Below are 23,517 nucleotides of genomic sequence, written 5' to 3' on the forward strand. Positions count from 1 at the left end.
TTAGGCAAGGCCCCTGGTCTTGCTCCGCAACTGTCCCGACATGACGAAGGTCAGCACCAGGATCGGGATCAGCGCGGCAAAGGCAAAGCGCACGCCAAAGCCCTGCACCAGCGCGCCGATCAGCGCCGGAGCGCCCAGATTGACCAGCTGGAACACCAGGGTCGTCGCGGCCACGTTCTGCGAAGCCGGCCGATCGCCCAGCCGCGCTGCGGAAGACAGCATCAGCGGATAAAGGACGCAGATGCCCAGGCCCACCAGCGCGAAGCCGACAAGGCCCGCCCAGGCATTGGGTGCGAGGGTGACCAGCAGCAGGCCGGCAATGGCAATGGCCGAAAGGATGCGTGCCACCGGCACCGGGCTGAACCGATCGAGCACGCTGTCCGCCCGCAACCGCCCGGCGGCCATGGCGGCGACGAGAACAGGCAGTGCCAGCGACTGCAGCCAGGGCGCGACGTCAAAGCTGTCGCGCAGATAGATGATGGCCCAGGCCCGCGCCGCGCCTTCCGTCAGCCCCGCACCAAGGCCGAAGGCCACGAGGCCCAGCGTGGCCAGCGTAGGCAATGAGAGCCGCCTGACCTTGGCGTCACCACTATACAGCCGCGGTGGCGCGCTTCGCATCGGCACGACCACGATCAGCAGCAGTATCAGCAGAACCGGCGCCATGAGGCCAAGATGCCAGGCGGGGGAAAGGCCCATGCCGCGCATGCCGACCCCGATGAGTGCGGTGACGAGAAAGCCGATGCTCCACACGCCGTGGCAGGTGTTCATGATCCGGCCGCCGCCTGCGGCCTCCACCCTGTCGGCCTCGACATTGATCGCGATATTGGTGAGCGAAAACCCCACCCCGTTCAATGCCAGCAACACAAACAGTGCCACCGGATGCAAGAGAATGCCGGCCAGCGCGGAAGTAACGATCACCACCGGCAGGAAGAGAAGGATGACCTTGCGCGGGCCAATGCGCTCGATGATAGCGCTGGAAAACAGGAACATCGGCAAACCGCCCAGCGGTTGTCCCATGAGGACAAGGCCCAACTGCGCCGCTGAGAGGCCGTTGAGCACCTGCAGGTCGGGAATACGGGTCTGCACACCGCCGACGGCCAGAGCGTGGATGAAGAACAGCGCAATGATGCGCCACTGGGCGGTGAGCATGGGTTCTGGATAGTCTCGATTGGTCGGGCGCCGCCAAGGGAAGAGCGGCTAGAATTCAGCGAGGCCCTGGGTCCATCAGGATGTGAATGCGGTCGGCTCCCAGGCGCGCCAGTTTCAGCATCAGCGCCTTGCGCCGCGCCCCGGGCAAGGGCGTGTCGGGACTATCGCGCAAGATGGCGCCGTCATGTCCATCGGCCACGATCAGCCCTTCGCTTTCGGGGAAAATCCCGGCTTCGAGTTCCGGCGGCTTGGCGAAGAAGAACTTGTCGGAGAATTCGCGATATTCCGGCCATTTGCGGTCGACCTGAAAGTCGATGAGGCTCGACTTGATCTCGACGATCCAGATTTCTCCCCTGGGACCGACCGCCAGCACGTCGGCGCGCCGGCCATTGGCCAGCGGCACTTCGGCATAGCAGGCCATGTCATGCCGCTCACGCAGCATCCGCATCACCCCGCGTTGCACGCGCAGCGCAGTTGCCGACTGCCTGAGGTCGACAATGGGCGGCAGCGCGTCAGCCATTGGGTCCCAGTGGTTCGGGCGGCAGGCCATGCGGCGTCGCGGTGTTGCGCGTGCCGAGAGCGAAGCTGGCGGCCCAAAGTCCGGCCAGCAGCAGCGGCAGGCAGATGAGATAGGACGCGCGGATATTGACGAATTCTGCCACGAAGCCTAGGAGCGGCGGCGCGAGAAAGAACACCACGAAGCTCACCTGCCCCAGCGCCGCGACATTGACCGCCGCCGGGCGATCGGTGCGCTGGGCCGCGGCCGAAACGGCGAGCGGATAGACCGCCGAACACCCAATGCCCATCAGCGAAAAGCCGAGCAATGCCAATTCGGGCGTCGGCGCCGTGCCCACGAGGAGCGCGCCGACACTGGCAAGGCTGAGCAGCACCATGGCCACATTGCGCGGCCCAAAGCGGGCGACGATGGGATCGGCAGAGAGGCGCATGGCGGCCATGAAGAAAGCGAAAAGTGTCAGCCCCATCCCGCCCACGAATGGCTCCACCGCAAAGACATTGCGCATATAGATGGCCGACCAGTCGATACCTGCACCCTCGACCAGGAAGGCGGCAAAGCCGATCAGGCAGAGCGGCAGCAGCCCCAGATTGGGGAAGGCGAAGCGGTGACCATCGGCCTCCGACTGGCTGCGCGCGGTGCGGGGGGCATCGGTCGCCCCATAGATGAGGTAGCCGCCTACCAGCACCACGATCGCCGCAACAATGCCCATATGCAGGGCCGGCGTCAGTCCCGATTGGCGGATCATGGCGCCGAAGAGGGCGGTGATGAAGAAACCGACGCTCCAAAAGCCATGGGCGCGGTTCATGAAGCGCTTGCCGGTCTGTGTCTCGAGCCGGTCGATCTCGACATTGAGATTGATTTCGAGTGCGCCCGAAAGCAGCCCGACCACGAACAACACGCCGAACATGGCCGGCGCACTGGGCAGCCAGGGAATGGTGGCAAAGAGCACTGCCGGTCCCAGCGTGGTGATGAAGGCGGTGGTGCGGAAGCCCAGCTTCTCGATGATCGGCGCGCCCAGGGTCAGCGAGATCAGCGAGCCAATGGCCATGCCGATCATGGTGAGACCCAACTGGCCCTCGGATACGCCAAGATGGGTCTGGATATCGGGCAGGCGCGCCATCAGCGCGCCGGTGGTTACGGCGAAGAGGAAGAAGCAGGCATAGATGCGATGCTGTGCAGCGATCATGGCGTAACGGTCCTGGTAACGGGGCGCGGCGCCAATGCCTGGGCCGTGGCAAGGCCGAGAATGACCAGTGGCAAGCCAACACCGAATGTCCATTGGATGCCGTAATGCTCGGCGATGAAGCCCAGCAGCGGCGGTCCCAGCAGGAAAGCGGTGAAGGAGAATTGCGCCAGGGCAGCGACATTGATGGCAGCGGGGCGATCGGTCTGCTGCGCTGCCGCCGACATGGCGAGCGGGAAGAGCGCGCTTGAGCCGATGCCGATCATGGCAAAGCCGAGATAGGCGGCCCACACCGATGGCGCGAAAAAGACGATCACGACGCCGATGCCCAAAATGGTCAGCAGCACCCTGGCGACAGTGACCGGGCTATACCGCTCGACGAAACCATCGGCGAAGAAACGGGCAAAAGCCTGCGATCCCGCTACCACGGCCACCGCAAAGCCGGCCCAGAACGGTTCGACCGCAAAGATGTTGCGCATATAGATCGCCGACCAATCGATCCCCGCGCCTTCCATCAGCATGGCCGAAAGACAGACGCCAACCAGCATCATGATGGCGAGGGTCGGCTTGGCGAGACGCGGCGTTTCCTCGGTGCTGCTGCCGCCACGGGGCGGCGCGGCCTCGAAACGGCCAAGCAGCAACAAGGTGATCACCAGAATTACCGGCACCATGATCATCAGGTGCAGCTGGGGCGACAGGCCGGTCTGGGCAAGGAACGACCCCACCATGCCTGCCGCGAAGAAACCCAGGCTCCAGAAGGCGTGAGCGCGGCTCATGATGCGGCGGCCGATGGCGTGTTCGACCCTGTCCGCCTCGATATTGATGATGATCTCGATGGCCCCGATGGTCAGACCCACAGGCACGAGCAGCAGGAACAGCATGAGTGGGCCATTGGCCCACATGGCAATGGCGTAGAGCAGCGACAGGAGCGGCACGGCGCAAAGCAATACGCGGCGATAACCGACGGCCTCGATGAGACGCCCGGCAAAGGTCAGCGAAATCAGCGTGCCCACGGCAGAACCGATCAGTGCAAGCCCCAATTGCCCCTCGGCGACGCCCATGGCGCTCTGAATATCGGGAAGGCGCGGGAACATGCTGCCCATGCAAAACGAATATACAAAAAACGCCCCGAAGACTTTGATCTGGGGCGGCAGGTCAATGCCGAATCGCATGATGGGAAATGCTCGAAAAATCAGTACGCTTTAGCGTAGTGGATTCCGCCGTCACTGCAATGGCCCGCCAAGACCATCGAAACGGTTTATTGCAACGATTGCATTCCGGTCACACGCGCGCGTGAACGAAAAGGTTTACCTGCCTGTGTGCTTGCCGATCCAGGCGCGTAGCGCGTCGATCAGGCGGCCTGTTGTCATGGATGTGGTCAACAGGGCCTCGGCCTCGCGCAGAGTGGGCATGGCGAGGCCCGCGCCGACGCGGCCCACCGTCAGTGCGCCCAAGGTGGCGCCCAGTTGGCAGGCTTCGTCCTCGGCCAATCCAGCGAGCCGTGCGGCGATAATTCCGGCCGCCATGGCGTCGCCCGCGCCGGTGGTGTCCACCACTGTCACGGCGAGGCCCGGTATGGATGTGGCTGCAGCCGCGGTGACGAGGAGGCAGCCTGCGGCGCCGCGTTTCACCACCACGGCACGTATGCCGAGAGCGACGATATTGTTTGCTGTGGCAAAACCCATCTGATCGATATCGGCTTCGCCCAAGAGTACGGTGTCGAGCATCGGCGCAAACCGGCGTACCTGCTGGGCGATCTCGGCGGCAACCCCGGCGGGAATATCGAGCGAGACCGGAATGCCGGCCGCATATGCGAGGCTGGCGAGCTTGAAGGCGGCGTCGCGTTGCGGCGATTGCAGCAGCGAATAGCCCGACAGGTGCACCATGCCGGCGCCCTCGAGTACGTCCGGCTCGATCTGCCCGGGCGCGAGGCGCGCATTGGCGCCACGATAGGCGAACATGGTGCGTTCGCCGCTGGCGCTGACCACCACGATATTGGTCTGGGTCGGTTCGGCCGGATCGCGGGAGATCCAGTTGGTATCGACCCCGGCGCCTGCCATGTCGGCAAGCGCCGTGTCGCCGACCGCATCGCTGCCGACGCGGCCGATCATGCGGGCGGCCATGCCCATGCGGGCCAGCCCAATCGCCGTATTGGTGGCCGAACCGCCCAATTGCTGTACCTGGCTGTTGGCAATCGCCTCGCCGCCCTCTGGAGGATAGGCGGGGATCGCAAGCAGCAGGTCGACATTGATGTCGCCCAGAAGCACAGCAATGGGCACTGGCCGCTCCTAGAGGTCGATATGCATCTGCTCGATGGCCTGGTCGACATCGGCGATGATGTCGTCGATATGCTCGATGCCCACCGAGAAGCGGACGAGGCCGTCGACCACGCCCATGGCTTCACGTTCCTGGCTCGGAATGTCAAGGAAGGCCATGGTGGCGGGCACCTGGGTGGTGGTGCGCAACCCGCCCAGGCTGGCCGCGAACGAGCAGAGCTGCAGGCGCTTGAGCAGGCGCACGCCCGAGGCTTCGTCGGCAACGCGGAAGCTCAGCATGGCACCGCCATCCTTGAGCTGTTCCTTGGCCGATTCATAGTTGGGGTGCGATTCGAGGCCGGGGTAGAAGACGCGCTTGACCTTGGGGTGCTTCTCCAGATGCAGCGCCAGCGCGCGGGCATTGGCGCACTGCTTTTCAAGGCGCAGCGCCAGGGTCTGGGCGCCGCGCAGCAGCAGCCAGGCATTGAAGGGGGAAAGCGGCGCGCCCAGCTTGTTGAGCGTGTTCCAGCGCACATCTTCTACCCAGTCGGCCGGCAGGATGTCGGATTTGAGCGTAATGACACCACCGACAGCGTCGTTATGGCCGCCGATGAACTTGGTGGCGCTTTCCACCACCACGTCGACGCCGAAATCATGCGGACGGCAGACGGCGGGGGAGGCGAAGGTATTGTCGCAAATGACGACGATGCCGCGGGAATGGGCCAGTTCCACCAGCGCGCGCAGCGGCGGCACCTTCATGGTGGGGTTGGCGATGGCCTCGACATAGAGCACCTTGGTCTTGTCGGTGAAGGCGGCTTCCACCGCCTTGACGTCGGTGCAGTCGACCAGGCTTACCTTGAGCCCGAAATCCTGGGCACGATGGTCGAAGAATTCATGCGTGCTTGAATAGGTGGTGAGATCGGCCACCACATGATCACCGGCCTTGAGAATGCCGAACAGCGCATGGGAAATGGCGGCCATGCCCGATGCGGTGGCGAGGCAGGCCGTGCCGCCGGTCAGCTTGGCGATGTGCTCTTCGAGCTTGTATTCGGTGGGATTGCCGCAGCGCGAATAGATGTTCACTTCCTTGCGCGCGCCATCCACGATCTGGTCGTAGATATCGCCGGCATACTGGAAATTGGCCGACATGTAGATCGGGTAGCTGATCGACTGGGAGTGTTCCTCGGGATCGTAGAACACGGCCTGGCTGGCGAAATTGAGATCCTTGGACATCGAAGTACTCCGGTTATTCCTTGACGGCGCCGCCCAGTAGCGCAGCGGTGACCTGACGTTCGAAGATGACGAACAGCACCAACGGCGCGATGGCGGCAATGAGAATGGCGGCCAGCATCACCGGATAATTGGTGATGTGTTCGCCCACGAAATCGGTCAGGCCCACCGGCAGCGTCTTGCGCGCCGGATTGTTGATGAAGACCATGGGGAAGAGGAAGTCGTTCCACACCCAGATCATGTTGACGATGCCGGCGGTAAACATGGCGGGGCGCGCGATCGGCATGGCGATGCGCCAGAAAATGCGCCATTCGCCGGCGCCGTCGACACGGGCAGCATCGAAAAGTTCGCGCGGCAGGGTGGCGAAGAAGGCGCGCATAATGAAGATGGTCACCGGCACGTTGAAGGCCACGGTGGGCAGAATGACGCCGAGATGGGTATCGAGGAGGCCCGCCGTGCGCAGCATCACCACCAGCGGCACCAGGGCCACATAGGCGGGAATGGCCATGGCGGCGGTCATGCCCAGCTCCACCCCGGCCATCCAGCGCGGCCGATAGACGGCGAGCGCATAGCCGGCCAAAGTGGCCGCCGCCACAGTGAGAAGCGTAGAGCCCGCCATGATCCAGAGCGAGTTCATCGTATAGGTGCCGAGCGCGCCATTGCTCCAGGCCGAGACATAGGCGTCGAACGACCAATCCTGCGGCAGTGCCCAGACCGAGCGCATGAATTCACGATTGGTCTTGAAGGTGCTGTAGATCATCCAGACGAAGGGGAAGATCACGATCACCACATGCAGCGCCAGCACGGCCAGCACGACGATCGTGGTGGGAGTGATCCGGGCATTGATCTTCATGCTCAGTCCTCCCCACCGCTAGTGGCGCGGCGCAGGTAGCGGAAGATGATCCAGGCGGCGAGTGCCGTCAGCACCATCTGGGCAAAGCCAATGGTTGCGGCATAGCCCATCTCGAAGCTCGAAAAGCCGACCTTGTAGAGATAGGTCGAGACCACCTCGCTGGCCTGGTTGGGGCCGCCATTGGTAAGCACGAAAACCAGCGAAAAGGTCTTGAGCGAGCCGATAATGGCCAAGAGCACATTGGCCCGTACCGCGTCCCAGACCATGGGAATGGTGATGCGGAAGAATTTGGTGAAATGGTTGGCGCCGTCGAGATCAGCGGCCTCGTAAAGCGATTCTGGCACGCTGCGCACCGCGGCGGTGAACAGCAGCACATAGAGGCCGAGATAGGTGAAGCTCATCACCACGATAACGGCGAGGAAGGCGGTGTCGGACTCGCCCAGCCAGCCCCGTTGCAGATCGCCCAGTCCGATCGCCTTGAGGGCGCCGTTCACCAGCCCGAAATAGGGATTGTAGAGAAAGCGCCAGAGCAGGCCGATGCAGATCTCGCTGACCATCACTGGCACGAGATAGCAGAACAGGAAGAAGCGGCTGACAAAGGGAACGACGCGCACCAGGCAATAGGCGATGGCGAGGCCGACAAAGACCTGCAGCACCAATGCGGTGCCCGCGACCACGATATTGCGGCCCAGCGACAGCCAGAACGTTGCGTCAGTAGCCAGCCGGGCAAAGTTGCCGAGGCCGACAAAGATCGGGGTGGAGACGCCGTTCCACTGGTGGAAGGACAGCCAGCCGGAATAGACGATCGGATAAACGACGAAAGTAGCGACCAGGATAATGGCCGGCGCCAGGAACAGCAGCGCAGGAACGGTAAAATCCTGGGATGGGGCGTGTTTGTTCATCGTCGTCTCCGGTCCGGTGCGGCCGAAGCCGCACCGGAAGCACCTGGCAACTCTTAGTTTGCCTTGAGTGCGGCCTCGAGCTGCTGGGCGGCATCGGCTGGGGCAACCGAACCTTCCAGGACGCCCTGAAGGACTTGATAATAGGTATTAGTCGCGGCCGGAGGCATGGCGGTGTCATAGAACGGGTCGAGATGGCCCGCAGCCGACATCAGGTCATTGGCAATGCCGTAAAGCACCGGGCCAGCATCCTGTTCGGTGGTCGCGCCCTTGACCGTCACCATGGTCTTGCGCAGCTCCACATACTTTTTCATCACCGCTTCGGAGGTGAGGAACTTGACCAGCGTCACCGCATCGGCCTTGTTCTCGGTCTTGTCCGAGATGCCGAAGGCAGCGGCCACGCCGGCCAGCACGTCGGTCTGGTCGCCATTGCCGCCGGCAACCGACGGGAAGGCGAAGTAGCCGAGATCGAAGCCTTCGGGCGCATCAGCCGAAGCGCCGATCTGCCAGGTGCCGTTGAGCAGCATGGCGGCCTGACCATTGAGGAAGAGCATATTGGCTTCCTGGTCGCTGAGGCCGTTGAAGCCGATGGGGAAATAGTCCTTGGCGGCGAGGTCGGCGACGTTCTGGAAAGCAGTGGTGCCTTCTTCGCCCAGCGTCGCGTCGGCGTCGCCATTGACGAAGGCAGAGACCACGCCCGAGCCCTTGAGCCGCATTTCCATATACTGGAACCAGAAGGTTGCCGGCCAAGAATCCTTGTTGCCCAGCGAGAAGGGGATGACGCCGGCGGCCTTGGTTTCCTCGGCCAGAGCGGTCAGTTCTTCCCAGGTGGTTGGAGGGGTCCAGCCCATTTCGGCAAACAGCGCCTTATCGTACCAGAAGACCACCGAGTCCACGTCGACCGGCACGGCATAGGTATGGCCGTCAATGGTGGTCTGGGCCAGGGCGCTTTCGAGGAAGCTGTCGCCCCAGCCATCCTTGGCCAGATCTTCGTCCAGCGCATACATCTGCCCGCCATCGACGAAGGCACCCAGGAACCCGCCCGGCAGGGTGTAGAACACGTCGGGCGGATTGCCCGAGGCCATGGCGGTGTTCAGCTTGGTCTTGTAGGAGGACTGCTCGGAGGCCACCACGTCCAGCGTGATATCGGGATGGGCCTTGGCGAATTCATCGAGTGCGAAATTGATGAAATCGACCTTATCCTGCTGGCCTGCATAGGCATGCCAGAACGTCAATTCACCCGCCTGGGCCGGAAGCGCCAAGGCCAGGGCAAGCAGGCTCGCGCCGTACAACGACTTCAATGTCATCTGTGGTTCCTCCTAGACCGCCACCATTGCTGGTCCGTTATGAAGTGGTGCCACAACGAATGTGACCTGTCTATAGTGACACCACATCAGGCCCATGCTACGGCTTTGCTGTCGAGGGGGAGTGGAGGCTCAACATGGCGCAACCGGCACAGGCCAGGGTATTGTCCGCCACCAGCCAGCTACGCAGCGTGTTGCCCACCCTGTCGGATTCCGAGCGGCGCGTGGCGTTGTGGATCCTCGAGCATCCCCAAGATGTGATGCGTCAGTCTATGTCTGCGGTAGCGCAACTGGTGGAGGTCAGCGACACCACCGTGCTGCGCATGTGCCGGGCCGCGGGTTTTGAAGGCTATACCGATCTCAAGCTGGCTTTGGCGCGCGAACCCTTCGTGCCAACGCCTGTATCGGGCGACGCGCCGCCTGCCGATGGGCTGCAACTGGCCCAGACCGTGTTTCGCGCCATTGGCCGTGCGCTCGATGACACGCTTGCCGTGCTCGACGAAAGCACGTTGACACGTGCCATCGACCAGATTGCCGCGGCGCGCCACATCCTCGTCGGCGGCGTCGGTGGCTCGGGTATCGTCGCCCAGGCCTTTTACCAACGCTGCTTCCGACTGGGCCTGCGCTGCGACGCGCCCATCGATTCCCAATTGCAGATCATGCATGCCGCCGGCATGGGGCCACAGGACCTGGTGGTGGCCATTTCCTATTCCGGGATCACCAGCGATCCCGTGCTGCTGCTGCAGGAAGCGCGGGCCCGTGGCGCCGCCACCATCTGCATCACTGGCAATCGCCGCTCGCCGCTGGCGCAGCTGGCCGACACCACCCTGGTCAGCGTCTCCTACGAGCATGGCAGCGAGCCCATGGCCGCGCAGGTGGCGCAGCTGACGCTGATCGACGCGCTTTATGTCGCGCTGGCACAACGTTTGGGCAACCAGGCCCAACTCATCGAAGAGCGAATGGTCAACGCCATTCTGCCCAAATCCATCTAGCAGAAGTTGAGACCCATGAAGGTTCAGATTTATACGATGCAGACCCCCGAAGAGGCCGTCCTGGCGGCCGCAGCGGGTGTCGACTATTTGGGGGTGACGCCCTCAAATCGCGGCCTGCCCGGTGAGATCGATTTCGCCACGGCCCGTAGCATCGTCGATGCGCTGGACGGCAAGGCCAAGCGCGTCGCCCTTTCGGTGGAGAGCGATCTCGGCGATATCGCCGCCATGGTTGCGGCGGTGCGTCCCGACGTCTTGCACCTCTGCGGCGATATCAGCCTCGTTACCCCCGAACAGGTCGGCATTTTGCGCGACCGCCTCAAGGCCGTTCATCCCAACCTCGAAATTTTGCAGGCCATACCCATGACTGGCCCCGAGGCGCTGGATCACGCCGCCGCCTTCGAAGCGGTCTCCGACCTGTTCATCCTCGATTCCGTCGCCCCTCATATCGGTGGCATCGGCGCGGCCGGTGTCACCCATGACTGGTCGATCAGCCGCGAGATCGTGGCGCGCAGCCAGCGCCCGGTCATCCTGGCCGGCGGGCTCAATGCCGATAATGTCGGCTCTGCCATCGCAGCCGTGCGGCCCTGGGGCGTGGATTCTCTCACCCACACCAATAAACCGCTCGATGGCGGTGGTTTCCGCAAGGACATCGACAAGATTGCCGCCTTCGTCAAGGCTGCGCACGCTGCCGCCTGACCCGGAGGCACTCCACAGATAGCAAAAAGGCCGTTCGCTGCTGCGGACGGCCTGTTTTCTGGCAATAGGTCGATAAGTCTAGATGGCGGCGATGCACACCGAGGTGACGCCGCGATTGCGGAAGCCCAGCTCGTTGGCTGCGGCCTTGGAAAGATCGATGATGCGCTTGCCATGGAACGGGCCGCGATCATTGATGGTCACCTGGATCGACTTGCCGGTCCGCTGGTCGGTGACCTGCACCTTGGTGCCGAAGGGAAGGGAACGATGCGCCGCCGTCATGGCGTTCTCGTTGAAGGTTTGTCCCGATGCGGCCTTCTTCCCGTGGAAGCCGGGGCCATACCAGGATGCGCCACCACATTGGGCATAGGCTGCGCTGGAAAAACTAAGGACGATTGCAGCACAGGTGGCGGCGAGAACGGCTTTCTTAATCAATGGGGGAGGCTCACTGTCGTTGTCGATGCCGGCTGACTAAGCAGCGCCAGCGGCCACAATGTGAGCATTTCTGGCCTTTTGGCCGCAGATGGACGCGCTGTGGCGCCTTTACCGCAGTTAAAATGCCGAAATCTGTTAACGATAGCGTGTTTCGTCTTGGCTTTTTAGAATTTGAATCCGCGAGACTAACGAATCATTCACCTCTAGCCGCGGGGTCGCGGCAAGTGTTGGAACCGCTTTGCCCGGTGTGGCAGATGGGCAACGGTTCCCCAAAACAGCCCGATGGGGCCCTAAAAACCAAAATCGTGATCTGTGAATAATGGGAAAGGCGGGAATTTCCGGCTCCGCCTTCGCAAATGTGGCAAAGAAAAAGGCGGCAGCCTAAGCCACCGCCCCAGTTCGTCAGGGAAAAGACCGCAACCAGATCAGTCGCGCGGCTGCGGCACGATGCGCAGATAGGGCTTCAGCTCTTTCCAGCCTTCTGGATACTTGGCCTTGGCGGCCTCGTTGGACACGGCCGGGACGATGATGACGTCCTCGCCGCTCTCCCAGTTCACTGGCGTTGCAACCTGATGCTTGGCGGTAAGCTGCAGGCTGTCGATGACGCGCAGCACTTCATTGAAATTGCGGCCGGTGGAGGCCGGGTATTCGATCTTGAGCTTGATCTTCTTGTCCGGCCCGATGACGAAGACCGAACGCACGGTCAGGGTGTTGTCGGCATTGGGGTGGATCATGTCGTAGAGACGGGCCACTTCGCCCTTGGTGTCGGCCAGGAGCGGGAAGTTCAGCGCCGTGCCCTGGGTCTCTTCGATGTCCTTGGCCCAGCCGCCATGATCCTCGAGCTTGTCGACCGACAGGCCCAGCACCTTGACGCCGCGCTTGTCGAATTCCGGCTTCAGCTTGGCGGTAAAGCCCAGTTCGGTGGTGCAGACGGGGGTGAAGTTCTTGGGATGGCTGAACAGAACTGCCCATGAGCCGTCGATATAGTCATGGAAATGAATCGGACCCTCGGTGGACTCGAGGGTGAAATCGGGGGCGGTGTCGCCGATCAGGATCGCCATTGTCGTCTTTCCTTGCCCGCCTGGGCGGGTCAGTTTTCGTCAATATGGAGCATATCGTGCTGCTGCACCCCACTTAAAGCAGCAGGGTACGAAATGCTTTTGCCTTGTTTGGCGCCGCTGCGGCAAGCCTTTGCGGCCTGCCTGCGACAATGAGAATGGGGGCAAGCCTACTCGCCCTGCACCATGACGGAGCCCTGCATCGGCTTGGCGGCCGGCGCGCCATTGGTCCAGGTGACGTCGCTACCGTTGAGCGGTACGACCGAGAGGCTCATCTTGCCCGATCCCTGCTGCAGCTGGCGCGAATGGGCCAGGTAGATCAGGGAATTGTTGGCGGCATCATAGATGCGCGTCACCCGCAGCGACTTCCAGATCAGCGAACGACCCTCCTTGAAGATCTCCTCGCCGCCGGCGCTGGTGCGGATATTGCCCACGGTGATCGGGCCGGTCGCCGAGCAATCGAGCGCCGAATAGGATGGGTCTTCGAACCAGTTGCCCTGGCTCAGTCGGTCGATGAAGGAGCGGTTGAAGAAGGCCAGGTGGCAGACCACGCCCTGCACTTGCGGATCGGCGACCGCCTCGATGGAGATGTCGTTGCCGGTCCAGTCGACCCCCACACTGCCCACCTGTCTATTGTCGCCACATGCCGCCAGGGCAAGCGCAGCTGTTGCGACGACGGCGATACGGGCAAATGGGTGCATGGCGACCTCCAAAATGATGCACCGAACATGGTGCGCCACCACGCGATAAGCAAGAGAGTGGCGATGGCTCGAGCGCTGCTATTGGCGCACGCGGCGGTTGAGTGCCCGCTCAAGCCAGCGGACCAGCAGGGACAGGGAGATGGTCATGGTGAGATAGAGGAAGGCGACCACATTATAGGTTTCGAAAAACAGGAAGCTCGACGAGGCCGAAAGCTTGCCCAATTGGGTGATGTCCTGCACCCCCAGGGCCGAAACCAGGGCGCTGTCCTTGACCATGGAGACGAAGTCATTGCCCAGCGGCGGCAAGATGGTGCGCAGCGCCTGGGGAAAGACGATGAAGCGAAAGCAGTGCCAGCGCGACAGGCCCAGCGAGCGCGCCGCCTCGATCTGGCCGCGCCCTACGGCCTCGATGCCGGCGCGGAAGATTTCAGCGATGAAGGCCGAGTAGCAGATGGTGAGGGCGAAGATCGCCCGCCAGACGAAGTCGAAACCACGCACGCTGGCCGGCGCTAGCCAGCCCCAGTCGATGAACGGCGCCATGGTCCAGTTGAACGCCCAAACCATGGCCGGCGCCGCCACGAAGGCGATATAGAACAGGAAGACCAGGATCGGAATGCCGCGGATGATCTCGATATAGAAGGTCGCAAGCTCGCGCAGCACGCGGATGTTCGAGGTCCGCGCCAAAGCGATCAGCAGGCCCAGCACGGTCGCGGCAATGAATGCGACGAACGTCACCCACAGCGTTGTCAGCACCCCGCCGGAAAGCGTGGTGAAGATGCCCGAATAGGTCTGGTCCGAGGTGATGGCCCACAGACCCAGCACGAACAGCAACAGGATCGCCAATAGCCAATAGGGCAGGCGGGAAAACAGCGGGGTCCGGCGGGTGCGATGGCTCATAGGCGAGGGGTATGGCGAAAAACCACCGGCTTGAACAGACCGGCAGGCCCCGCGCCTCCCATTCCCTTTGCAGAACGGAAATGGGGGAGGAGGTTCATCGGTGGATCACTGAACCCTCCCCACCCGGCCCTCCCTGAATGGGGAGGGGGCGAAGCGCCTGACCTGCGGATACGCGGCCTATTTGGCGGCGTAGTCGAAGAACCAGTAGTTGATGCGTTCGTCGAGCCAGCCATCTTCACGCATCTGGTCGAGCGCGGCATCGAAAGGCGCCACGAGATCGGAACCCGGCGTCAGGATGAAGCCCAGGGGATCGGACTTGATGCTCTCGCCCACCTGCTTGAACGCCCCCGGATCGGCGCCAATATAGCCTGTCGCCGCTGCCTGGTCGGCGATGATCGCATCGACATCCCCGGCTTTGACCGCCTGCACGGCAGCGCCGAAACTATCGAAGGTCTTGACCCGCGGATTGGCCTCGTCACCATCGAGCACATCATAGATGGCAGTATAGAAGGACGAGGTACCTGCCTGCGCGCCGAACAACAGGTCGGCATGCTCGGCAAAGCTTTCGGGGCCGGTGATCCGTTGTTCATCAGCACGCACCAGGAAATACTGTTCGACCGTGATGAAGGGCTCGGTGAAATCGATCTGCTGGGCGCGTTCCTCGGTGATGGTGATGCCGTCGGCGCCCACATCGAACTGGCCAGTCCGCACGCTTTCGATCATCACGTCCCAGGCGGTGAGGTTCCACTCCACCTTGGCATTGAGTCGCTTGGCGATCTCGTTGATGACGTCATATTCGAGCCCGATGCCATTCCCATCCGGACCCGCGAAATTGAGCGGATAATAGGCGTTTTCGGTGACGGCATGGATAATGCGACCGTCCAGATCGGGCAGTTCCTGGGCCATTACCGGCATCGCGGCGACCGACAGGGCCACACCGGCCAAAAGCGCAAGCATCTTGTTCATGAGGTCATTGTCTCCCGGCTGTGACATCTGCGGGAGACTAGAGTGTTTCCCGCAAAACTGGCAACGGTTTTGCGGTTCTGAAGCGCAGCGACACACATTCCAGATCAATTGGTCGCATCGGCAAGGCGGCGCGGTGCTGAAAACGCGCGCCGCCATCGCAAGCGTATAGCAGCGCTCAGGCTTCGTCGTGCACGTCGGCGGCCGCACCGCGGGTCTTGAGAGACTCGATGGCGTTCTTGGCGGAAGCCTTGGAGGTATAAGTCTCGGTGCGCACCATGGTTTCGCCATTGCTGGCGACGAAGCGCACGAAATGCTGGCCGTCCTTTGAGGCAACGATCTCGAAACGGTAGCCGCTGCCGGTCTCGTCCTTGGACAGATCGACAGTGATGGCCTCGGGCGCATTCTTTTTCAGCGATTCAATGGCGCTCTTGGCGCTGGCCTTCTGCTTGTAATTCTCCGACCAGAAGATCTTCTCCGAATTGTAGGAAAAGTCGAACTTGAACTGATCGTTCGCTGCAGCGGTGATGTTGAATTTGTGTGCCATGACGCTGGCCTCCCTGAATCCTCTGCGAACACTAGCGCAATGGCGGGAATTGAAAAGCCACTAGTTTTCGAGCGCCACCCGGTCGACATGGCCCAGGTCGCGATCGGGATCGATGCGGTCGCGCACCATCTGCTTGAGCACCCGGCTGTCGGGGAAGCCGCCATCGCGCTTGCGCTCCCAGATAAGCTCGTCATCGAGCCTGATCTCAAAAATCCCACCCGTACCCGGCACCAGCGTTACCGAACCGAGTTCCAGCGAGAAGGTGGACAAGAGTTCCTGCGCCATCCAGGCGGCGCGCAGCATCCAGTTGCATTGGGTGCAATAGGTAATGCTGATCAGAGGCCGACCCGCACTGGGGCTCATTTGCGCTTGTGCCCGGCTTCCTTGGGGTCGACAAGATTGGCCAGGATCTGATCAACCAGGTCGAGGTCCTGTCGCTTGCCGGCCGCTTGCTGCTGTAGGTCGACGAGATAAGAGGTGGTGTAATAGAGTCGCCGCGCCAGCATGATGGCGATGTGCAGCGAAAACTCTGGATGCCCGTCGAGAAAGGTCAGCGCATCGGGGATTTCATAGGCGGTGACGTCGGAGAGTGCCCGCACCGTGGCCGAATGCGGCATGTCGAGCAGTACCGCCATCTCCCCGAAGATCGAGCCAGGCTCGTCGATATAAGTGACCTGAGTACGCTCACGGATCACTTCCACCTGACCCTCGATCAGGATCAGCAGCTTCCCTAGCCGTTCTCCTTCCGGCAACATGGCCTGGCCGGATTTAAAGCGGACCTGCTTGAGATCCTTGCAATAGTCGAGAATGTCGGGCATTGGCCCCCGCCTTTGTCTGCCGCTTGCCCGACAATTTCTAAACCATCGTCCCGAAGCTGCAAAGCGCCGAGATTAAAGCAGCTTTTCGATATCGGCCGTCATGTCCTTGGGCTCGGTGGTCGGCGCATAGCGCTCGGCCACCTTGCCGTCGCGACCGATGAGGAATTTGGTGAAATTCCACTTGATCGCTTCACTGCCCAGAAGACCCGGCGCCTCGGCCTTGAGCCATTTGTAGAGCGGATGAGCCTCCTCGCCATTGACGTCGATACGCTCGAAGACCGGGAATGTGACGTCATAGGTCAGCGAGCAGAACTCGGCGATCTCGGCACTGCTGCCCGGCTCCTGACCGGCGAACTGGTTGCAGGGGAAGCCGAGGATGACGAGGCCGCGGTCCTTGTATTGGCGATAGACCGCTTCCAGCCCCTCATATTGCGGGGTCAGCCCGCATTTGCTGGCCACATTGACCATCACCACGACCTTGCCCTCATAGGCAGAAAGCGGTTGCGGCGTGCCGTCGAGCAGGTTGAGGGTGAAATCGGAAAGGCTGGTCATGAGCGATCCTCGCTTGGGTCTGACCAGGAGGTACGCGTCTGCTACAGCCGATGCAATGCGACGCTTTCGATTTGTCGGGCGGTGGCGAGCAGACGCTCAATACCGCTCCGGCCCCAGATCGGTCATGTCGATGCCGGGATCGGTGCCTGATACGAGGCCAGCAATGGCGCGGCCCGAGCCGCAGGCCATGGTCCAGCCCAGCGTGCCGTGGCCGCTATTGATATAGAGGTTGTCGATTTTCGACCGCCCGATAATGGGGGTGCCATCGGGCGTCATCGGCCGCAATCCAGTCCAGAAATTGGCGCGTGCCGTGTCGGCCGAGCCGGGAAACAGCGAATTGAGGCAATAGGCCAGCGTTTCGCGCCGCCGCTCCGGCAGGTCGTAGCTATAGCCGGAGATTTCGGCCATGCCGCCCACCCGAATGCGATCGCCCAGCCGCGTCACCGCGATCTTGTAGCTTTCGTCGAGCAGGGTGGATGCGGGCGCCCGCTCGACCGCTTCGATCGGTACGGTGATCGAATAACCCTTGACCGGATAGATCGGCAGCTTGATGCCGACCTGCCGCGCCAGCCTCGGCGAATAGCTGCCCAGCGCCAGCACAAAGGCATCGGCGTTCACCTTGTCCTGCGCCGTCCTGACACCCACCACCCTGTCGCCCTCGACATCGATGCCTTGAATATCGACGCCATAACGGAAATTGACCCCCAATCCGGTTGCAATTTCAGCAAGGCGCGTGGTGAACATGTGGCAGTCGCCGGTCTCGTCTTCCGGGGTGCGCAGACCCCCCAGGATGTCGGCATCGGAATTGCGCAAGCCGGGCTCCACTGCTTCGCAGCCCGCGCGGTCGAGCATTTCGAACGGCACGCCATAGTCGGCCAGCACCGCCATGTCCTTGGCGGCGCCATCGATCTGGGCCTGCTTGCGGAACAATTGCAGCGTACCCTGCTTGCGCCCGTCATAGGTGATGCCGGTTTCCGCCCGCAATTCCGCCAGCGTCTCGCGGCTGAAATCGGAGACACGCACCATGCGCGCCTTGTTGATGGCATAGCGCCCGGCGGTGCAGTTGCGCAGCATCTGCAACAGCCAGGCGATCATATAGGGGTCAGGCTTCGGGCGCAGGATGAGCGGTGCGTGCTGCATCAATAGCCACCGCACCGCCTTGGCTGGAATGCCCGGTCCGGCCCAGGGCGAGGTGTAGCCAAACGAGAGCTCGCCAGCATTGGCGAAGCTGGTTTCAAGCCCCGCACCGCCCTGGCGCTCGATCACCTCGACCTCGTGCCCAGCTTTGGCCAAATAATAGGCCGTCGTGACCCCGATCACGCCGGCGCCGAGAACCACGATCCGCATGCCTGTCCCTTTATGTTTCCGGATGCCTGTTGGAAATCCCTCAACCTCCAGCCATCCTCATTGGCTCAGGATAATGGCGGATCGTTCGAATTTCTCGCCATTCCACGCAATGGCGTGCGGCCTTGTGCGGGCTATTGAAATTTTCTGCGCGCAGATTGATAGTTTCGCCATGCAGCGCGACGGTATCGACAATCACATCCTGCAATTGCTCCGCCAGGATGGACGCATGAGCAATGCCAACCTCGCCCAGGCGGTGGGGCTGTCGCCTTCGGCTTGCCTGCGGCGGTTGCATCTGCTTGAGGCCAATGGTGTCATTCGTGGCTATACCGCCCTCATCGATGATGGTGATGAAGACGACCGTGCCACCATCGTGGTGCAGATCACGCTGGAAAAGCAGACTGAAGACTGCATGCGCAAATTCGAGGCGGCGGTGCGCAAATGTCCACAGGTGCGGGAATGCTTCCTTATGGGCGGGGAAGTCGACTATTGGCTGGTGGTGGAGACGGACGGCATGGGCGGCTATGAGCGCGTCCACGCCGAAACCCTGTCACGCCTGCCGCATGTAGCGCGCATCCGCTCCAATTTCGCCATCCGCCGGGTCATCCGCTGAACGTCTGATCGGCCAGTTCAACTTTGCTTGCTGGCCAGTTGGTTGACATAGCCGCAGGCGCTCGCTGGCACCTCTTCGGCCAGCCAGGCGCGGAACAGCGCCAGCTTTGGGCTGTCGCGCCGACCCTTGGCGGTCGCCAGATAATAGCCGAGCTCGCCTTTGAAAGGGTGTGCGAAGGGCCGCAGCAACCGTCCGTCGCTGACAGGGTCGGCGCTCATCATGTCGGCAGCCAGGAACAGGCCCTGGCCGGAAATAGCCGCGTCGAAAGCCAGCGAAGCATCCGAATAGACCGGGCCGGTGAGCTTTGTTGCCGGATCGCGGCCCATGTCGCTGAGCCAGGCGGGCCAATCGAGCATGCTGGTGCGATCTTCTATCACCGGCACGCGGCTCAAGTCATCAAGACTTTTCCAGCGCTGCAGAAATTCCGGTGCGCATACCGGCTGGTAGTCCTGTCCGCCGATCAGGCTGGCATTGATTCCGGACCAATCGCCATCGCCATAGCGAATGGCGCAGTCGATATCGGGCTGGGTGAGGTCGAGCATTTCGGCGGTGACGCGTAACCGCACCTCCAGCCCCCGGTGCCGATCGGAGAATTTGTGCACCCGCCAGATCAGCCAGCGCGAGGCAAAGACGCTACCAACCGTGACATTGATCACGCCATCCTGGGCGCCGGTCAGCGTGCTCAGTCCTCCCTGCAAGGCGGCAAAGCCGGCCGACAGCTGCGGCAGCACCTCGGCCAGGGCCGGCAATGGCCGAAGACCCTGCGGTGTGCGGGCGAATAGCTCCATGCCCAGGCGCTCTTCGGCCCGCCGCAAATGCTGGCTCACGGCACCGACGGTGACGCCGAGTTCCTCTGCAGCTGGCGCCAGGGCGCCGCGCCGTGCCACGATTTCGATGGCGCGCAGTGCATTGAGGGGAATGGGGAAGGCCTTGCTCATATAGTTTTTCTAAACCCGCGCCAAAACCTTGTCCATTGTCCCCTTGAGTGGATCGGCGCACAACAGCCTCAACATCAACCACTTCCCAGTCTCTGGAGAAAATCATGTCCCCCTTGGCCGCGCTGTGGCGCCGGCTGGGCCTCAACTTTGTTGCCCGGCCTCAGCCCAAAACCCTTGTTACCCACCCCGATTGCATGACGCTGCGCGATTGGGCGGACTTGCCGGTTCACCACCCTGTGACCGACTGTATGCCGCGCTGAAGCCACAAAGCCGGGCTAGAGCGGGGCCAGTCGATTTCCACGGACCCCGCAATTCATGTCGCGCATTACCCTTGCTCTTCTTGTCGGCCTTATGGCTGTAGCCCCCGCCCTAGCCCAGGACGCGCCCCAGCCTGCCTCGCAGGGTGAAGTCACCATCGACCCGCGTGCCAGCCTTACGGTGCAGCCGAAATCGGCGTCGCTATTGATGGGTCTTTATGCCACCCAGGCTACGCTTGATATCTGTGCGGTGCCGCCGGTCGAGCCGGCGAGCACCAATATGTCCGCCCATCGCCGTCAGCTCGAAGCCGGCCTCGGTCTCAACGAGTCTGCGGGTGAAGAGGCCTACCAGGACGTGCGGGCAGATGTCGAAAAGGCTGGCGTCGATTGCGCCGATGCCAGCACCGACCGCCAGCAGGCCGATGCCGTGCTGGCGCTCTATTCCGGCCAGCGCTGACGTCGACTTATTCGCAGATTTGCGCCGTACAGGTGCGGCCGTGGCAGCCAAGGTCAAGATGCAGGTGATCCCTGTGCTCGGCATTGGCTTCCGGGCCTAGCACGGTGGTGAACAGTCCGCATGCTGCCCCGTGCGCCTGACGCAGTAGCTTGCCCTCGGCGCCACTGGCCGGAAGCCAGTTGCCGGGGAGGGCAATGTTGCGGCCATCCGCCAGGGTAAAGCCGGTTATATCCACCGCATTGGCAAAGCCGTGTTCGGAGATAAAACGCTCGTCGCCGCCATTGCGGTTGCGGCACACGAAGCTGGTTCCGGTATTGATGCTGTCCAGCCCGCTATCGAGCGCCGCGGTGGCATAGGCATCGACTTGGCTCGCCCAGTCCACCAGTGCGCCGGCCATGGCGCAATTGGTGACGATTGCACTGCTCACCGCGACCTGCCTGCCATTGAGCACCAGAGCCGTTACCGAAAGTGGCGACCGCTCCCCGCATATGCCGTCGGCAATCGGCTCCATCATCTCTCCGATCACCTTGCCACTCAAAAGAGCAGGGCAGGCGGTCTGGTAGATGCGCTCGGGCTCGGTCGGCCGCTCCGGCTGAGGCTTTGTAGTGACTGGCTCGATATCGGAGGTCTCGGGAGCCGCTTTCGGCGTAGGCTCGGCCTCCTCGTCTTTAGGGGCTGCCGTTTCCAGCAACGCTTCCCCCTCATTGGTCTCGGAAAAATCTGGCCGGGGGCGCGGCAGCGGTGGTGGCCCCTGTGGTTTGGTCGCGGCCTGAGGCGCCGGCTTGGTCACAGGCGCGGGCTTGGGGGCAGCGCCCTGCGTGAGGCCCTCCACGAAATTCTCGAGCGGCTTCAGAAAATCCTGCGCCTGCCCAGCGGTGATAGGCAAAGAGAGCAGGACGAGACTGGCGGCGATGAGCTGGGTCGTGCGCATGATGTCCACAACGCCACACTGGCATGCTGCGTTGCGTTTAACGCGGTGGAAACCATCTTTCTCGCCTCTTCCGCTTCTGCTATCAGCGCCCCATGACCACGCCGCTCAAGAATATCCGCAATTTTTCCATCGTCGCCCATATCGACCATGGCAAATCCACGCTCGCCGACCGCCTGATCCAGCTGACAGGCGGGCTCGACCTGCGTGAGATGAAGGAACAGGTCCTCGACTCGATGGATATCGAGCGCGAGCGCGGCATTACCATCAAGGCCCAGACCGTTCGGCTCAATTATAAAGCGCAGGACGGCGAGAACTACGTGCTCAACCTCATCGACACGCCCGGTCACGTCGACTTCGCCTATGAAGTCTCCCGCTCCATGGCCGCCGTGGAAGGCTCGCTCCTGGTCGTAGATGCGTCCCAGGGCGTCGAGGCGCAGACCCTCGCCAACGTCTATCACGCGCTGGATGCCAATCACGAGATCGTGCCGGTGCTCAACAAGGTCGACCTGCCGGCTGCCGACATTCCGCGCGTCAAGGCGCAGATCGAGGATGTCATTGGCATCGATGCCTCCGACGCCGTGGAGATCTCCGCCAAGACTGGCTTGGGCATCGACAAGGTGCTTGAGGCAATCGTGACGCGCCTCCCAGCGCCCAAGGGCGATATCGATGCGCCGCTCAAGGCGCTTCTCGTCGACAGCTGGTACGATACCTATCTTGGCGTCGTGGTTCTGGTCCGCATCATCGATGGGGTGATGAAGAAGGGCCAGCGCATCCGCATGATGGCCTCGGGCGCTGTCTATGAGCTCGACCGTGTCGCCGTGCAGACCCCCAAGCTGGTGGAAGTGGGTGAACTCACGCCCGGCGAGCTTGGCGTCTTCACCGCCTCGATCAAGGAAGTCGCCGATACCAATGTCGGCGACACCATCACCGACGATCGAAAGCCTACGGCCCAGCCGCTGCCCGACTTCCGCCCGGCCCAGCCGGTGGTGTTCTGTGGTCTCTTCCCGGTCGATGCCTCGGACTTCGACGAACTGCGCGCGGCCATGGGCAAGCTGCGTCTCAACGATGCCAGCTTCTCGTTCGAAATGGAAACCTCGGCAGCGCTGGGCTTTGGCTTCCGCTGCGGGTTCCTGGGGCTTTTGCACCTCGAGATCATCCAGGAGCGTCTCTCCAGAGAATTCGATCTCGATCTCATCGCCACCGCGCCATCGGTGGTCTACGAGGTCGAATTGACCAATGGCGAAACCCTGATGCTGCACAATCCGGCGGACCTGCCGGACGTAATGAAGATCGAGGAAATCCGCGAGCCCTGGATCAAAGCCACGATCCTGACGCCCGACGAATATCTCGGCGCTATCCTGAAACTCTGCCAAGACCGGCGCGGCATCCAGAACAACCTCTCCTATGTCGGCTCCCGCGCTCTAGTGGAATACGACTTGCCGCTCAATGAAGTCGTGTTCGACTTCTACGACCGCCTGAAGTCGATCTCCAAGGGCTATGCCAGCTTCGACTATAAACTCGACACCCACCGCACTGGCGACCTGGTGAAGCTGACGGTTCTGGTCAATGCCGAGCCCGTCGATGCGCTGGCCATGCTGGTTCACCGTTCGGTGGCTGAATCGCGCGGGCGGCAGATGTGCGAAAAGCTCAAGGAGCTGATCCCGCCGCATCTGTTCGTCATTCCGATTCAGGCCGCCATCGGTGGCAAGATCATTGCCCGCGAAACCGTCCGCGCCATGCGCAAGGACGTGACGGCCAAGTGCTATGGTGGCGACGCCACCCGCAAGCGCAAGCTCTTGGACAAGCAGAAAAAGGGCAAGGCCAAGATGCGCCAGTACGGCAATGTCAACATTCCGCAAGAAGCCTTCATCAAGGCCCTCAAGATGGGCGACGACTGATCCCTGGTCGCTCGTGTTGAGCCGCAGGATAGC

General features: G+C 62.2%; 26 protein-coding genes. 5 read left to right on the forward strand and 21 right to left on the reverse strand.

Going from position 1 to position 23,517, the window contains the following annotated elements:
• The 9 genes from DEVEQU_RS01355 to DEVEQU_RS01395 all read right to left on the reverse strand — a co-directional run bounded on the left by DEVEQU_RS01355 (nt 1) and on the right by DEVEQU_RS01395 (nt 9,393).
• Complete coding sequence (locus DEVEQU_RS01355; protein WP_126148758.1) at nt 1–1,149, reverse strand: MFS transporter; 1,149 nt, start codon at nt 1,147–1,149, stop codon at nt 1–3.
• A 55-nt stretch (nt 1,150–1,204) separates the two neighbouring features.
• Entirely contained in the window at nt 1,205–1,669 is a 465-nt protein-coding gene (locus tag DEVEQU_RS01360) for an MmcB family DNA repair protein (protein WP_126148759.1), read from the reverse strand.
• On the reverse strand, nt 1,662–2,852 hold the full coding sequence (locus DEVEQU_RS01365; RefSeq protein ID WP_126148760.1) for an MFS transporter: 1,191 nt from the start codon (nt 2,850–2,852) through the stop codon (nt 1,662–1,664). Before DEVEQU_RS01365 ends, DEVEQU_RS01360 begins: the two co-directional genes overlap by 8 nt.
• Entirely contained in the window at nt 2,849–4,021 is a 1,173-nt protein-coding gene (locus DEVEQU_RS01370; protein ID WP_126148761.1) for an MFS transporter, read from the reverse strand. Before DEVEQU_RS01370 ends, DEVEQU_RS01365 begins: the two co-directional genes overlap by 4 nt.
• 135 nt (nt 4,022–4,156) lie before the next feature.
• Nucleotides 4,157–5,128, reverse strand: a complete 972-nt coding sequence (locus tag DEVEQU_RS01375; protein WP_126148762.1) for a carbohydrate kinase family protein — start codon at nt 5,126–5,128, stop codon at nt 4,157–4,159.
• Nucleotides 5,129–5,137: 9 nt separating this feature from the next.
• Complete coding sequence (locus tag DEVEQU_RS01380; protein WP_126148763.1) at nt 5,138–6,337, reverse strand: trans-sulfuration enzyme family protein; 1,200 nt, start codon at nt 6,335–6,337, stop codon at nt 5,138–5,140.
• 13 nt (nt 6,338–6,350) lie between these two features.
• Nucleotides 6,351–7,187, reverse strand: a complete 837-nt coding sequence (locus tag DEVEQU_RS01385; protein ID WP_126148764.1) for a carbohydrate ABC transporter permease — start codon at nt 7,185–7,187, stop codon at nt 6,351–6,353.
• 2 nt (nt 7,188–7,189) lie between these two features.
• Nucleotides 7,190–8,089, reverse strand: a complete 900-nt coding sequence (locus DEVEQU_RS01390) for a carbohydrate ABC transporter permease (protein ID WP_126148765.1) — start codon at nt 8,087–8,089, stop codon at nt 7,190–7,192.
• A gap of 53 nt (nt 8,090–8,142) precedes the next feature.
• Nucleotides 8,143–9,393 carry an ABC transporter substrate-binding protein gene (locus DEVEQU_RS01395; RefSeq protein ID WP_126148766.1) on the reverse strand — a complete coding sequence of 417 codons (1,251 nt, stop codon included), beginning with the start codon at nt 9,391–9,393 and terminating at the stop codon, nt 8,143–8,145.
• Between the two features lie 134 nt (nt 9,394–9,527).
• Here DEVEQU_RS01395 and DEVEQU_RS01400 point away from each other — a divergent pair, with 134 nt between their 5' ends.
• Together DEVEQU_RS01400 and DEVEQU_RS01405 are read left to right on the forward strand one after the other, a co-directional pair.
• Nucleotides 9,528–10,382, forward strand: a complete 855-nt coding sequence (locus DEVEQU_RS01400; RefSeq protein WP_126148767.1) for a MurR/RpiR family transcriptional regulator — start codon at nt 9,528–9,530, stop codon at nt 10,380–10,382.
• A 15-nt stretch (nt 10,383–10,397) separates the two neighbouring features.
• Nucleotides 10,398–11,078, forward strand: a complete 681-nt coding sequence (locus DEVEQU_RS01405; RefSeq protein WP_126148768.1) for a phosphoribosylanthranilate isomerase — start codon at nt 10,398–10,400, stop codon at nt 11,076–11,078.
• A gap of 78 nt (nt 11,079–11,156) precedes the next feature.
• Here the strand turns inward: DEVEQU_RS01405 and DEVEQU_RS01410 are convergent, their stop codons facing one another.
• The 10 genes from DEVEQU_RS01410 to DEVEQU_RS01455 all read right to left on the reverse strand — a co-directional run bounded on the left by DEVEQU_RS01410 (nt 11,157) and on the right by DEVEQU_RS01455 (nt 18,393).
• The gene (locus tag DEVEQU_RS01410) at nt 11,157–11,510 is read right to left on the reverse strand and encodes a septal ring lytic transglycosylase RlpA family protein (protein WP_206437760.1); all 354 of its coding nucleotides are present in this window, start codon (nt 11,508–11,510) and stop codon (nt 11,157–11,159) included.
• A gap of 425 nt (nt 11,511–11,935) precedes the next feature.
• Complete coding sequence (locus DEVEQU_RS01415; RefSeq protein ID WP_126148770.1) at nt 11,936–12,571, reverse strand: peroxiredoxin; 636 nt, start codon at nt 12,569–12,571, stop codon at nt 11,936–11,938.
• Nucleotides 12,572–12,738: 167 nt separating this feature from the next.
• A complete protein-coding gene (locus DEVEQU_RS01420) occupies nt 12,739–13,269 on the reverse strand; it encodes a CreA family protein (protein WP_126148771.1) in 531 nt (176 codons plus the stop codon).
• 78 nt (nt 13,270–13,347) lie between these two features.
• The gene (locus DEVEQU_RS01425; RefSeq protein ID WP_126148772.1) at nt 13,348–14,166 is read right to left on the reverse strand and encodes an amino acid ABC transporter permease; all 819 of its coding nucleotides are present in this window, start codon (nt 14,164–14,166) and stop codon (nt 13,348–13,350) included.
• 177 nt (nt 14,167–14,343) lie between these two features.
• The gene (locus DEVEQU_RS01430; protein ID WP_126148773.1) at nt 14,344–15,132 is read right to left on the reverse strand and encodes a substrate-binding periplasmic protein; all 789 of its coding nucleotides are present in this window, start codon (nt 15,130–15,132) and stop codon (nt 14,344–14,346) included.
• A gap of 175 nt (nt 15,133–15,307) precedes the next feature.
• Nucleotides 15,308–15,676: a YegP family protein gene (locus DEVEQU_RS20290; protein ID WP_126148774.1), complete on the reverse strand. Its 369-nt coding sequence runs from the start codon at nt 15,674–15,676 to the stop codon at nt 15,308–15,310.
• 60 nt (nt 15,677–15,736) lie between these two features.
• Nucleotides 15,737–16,039, reverse strand: a complete 303-nt coding sequence (locus tag DEVEQU_RS01440; RefSeq protein ID WP_126148775.1) for a SelT/SelW/SelH family protein — start codon at nt 16,037–16,039, stop codon at nt 15,737–15,739.
• Nucleotides 16,036–16,494: a Crp/Fnr family transcriptional regulator gene (locus DEVEQU_RS01445; protein ID WP_126148776.1), complete on the reverse strand. Its 459-nt coding sequence runs from the start codon at nt 16,492–16,494 to the stop codon at nt 16,036–16,038. Before DEVEQU_RS01445 ends, DEVEQU_RS01440 begins: the two co-directional genes overlap by 4 nt.
• A gap of 72 nt (nt 16,495–16,566) precedes the next feature.
• Complete coding sequence (locus tag DEVEQU_RS01450; RefSeq protein WP_126148777.1) at nt 16,567–17,046, reverse strand: glutathione peroxidase; 480 nt, start codon at nt 17,044–17,046, stop codon at nt 16,567–16,569.
• A 96-nt stretch (nt 17,047–17,142) separates the two neighbouring features.
• Complete coding sequence (locus DEVEQU_RS01455; RefSeq protein WP_126148778.1) at nt 17,143–18,393, reverse strand: D-amino acid dehydrogenase; 1,251 nt, start codon at nt 18,391–18,393, stop codon at nt 17,143–17,145.
• Between the two features lie 169 nt (nt 18,394–18,562).
• Between DEVEQU_RS01455 and DEVEQU_RS01460 the strand changes: the two genes are divergently transcribed.
• Nucleotides 18,563–19,003: an Lrp/AsnC family transcriptional regulator gene (locus DEVEQU_RS01460; protein WP_126148916.1), complete on the forward strand. Its 441-nt coding sequence runs from the start codon at nt 18,563–18,565 to the stop codon at nt 19,001–19,003.
• A 17-nt stretch (nt 19,004–19,020) separates the two neighbouring features.
• On the opposite strand, the gene DEVEQU_RS01465 is transcribed toward DEVEQU_RS01460, so the two are convergent.
• Nucleotides 19,021–19,941: a LysR substrate-binding domain-containing protein gene (locus DEVEQU_RS01465; protein ID WP_126148779.1), complete on the reverse strand. Its 921-nt coding sequence runs from the start codon at nt 19,939–19,941 to the stop codon at nt 19,021–19,023.
• A gap of 315 nt (nt 19,942–20,256) precedes the next feature.
• Here DEVEQU_RS01465 and DEVEQU_RS01470 point away from each other — a divergent pair, with 315 nt between their 5' ends.
• Nucleotides 20,257–20,655, forward strand: a complete 399-nt coding sequence (locus DEVEQU_RS01470) for a hypothetical protein (protein WP_126148780.1) — start codon at nt 20,257–20,259, stop codon at nt 20,653–20,655.
• A gap of 7 nt (nt 20,656–20,662) precedes the next feature.
• On the opposite strand, the gene DEVEQU_RS01475 is transcribed toward DEVEQU_RS01470, so the two are convergent.
• The gene (locus DEVEQU_RS01475) at nt 20,663–21,586 is read right to left on the reverse strand and encodes an extensin-like domain-containing protein (RefSeq protein WP_126148781.1); all 924 of its coding nucleotides are present in this window, start codon (nt 21,584–21,586) and stop codon (nt 20,663–20,665) included.
• A 92-nt stretch (nt 21,587–21,678) separates the two neighbouring features.
• Here DEVEQU_RS01475 and lepA point away from each other — a divergent pair, with 92 nt between their 5' ends.
• Entirely contained in the window at nt 21,679–23,484 is a 1,806-nt protein-coding gene (gene lepA / locus DEVEQU_RS01480) for a translation elongation factor 4 (protein ID WP_126148782.1), read from the forward strand.
• The last annotated feature ends 33 nt before the right edge of the window (nt 23,485–23,517 follow it).

It is taken from the genome of Devosia equisanguinis (assembly GCF_900631955.1).
In the GTDB taxonomy this organism is placed as follows: Bacteria; Pseudomonadota; Alphaproteobacteria; order Rhizobiales; family Devosiaceae; genus Devosia; species Devosia equisanguinis.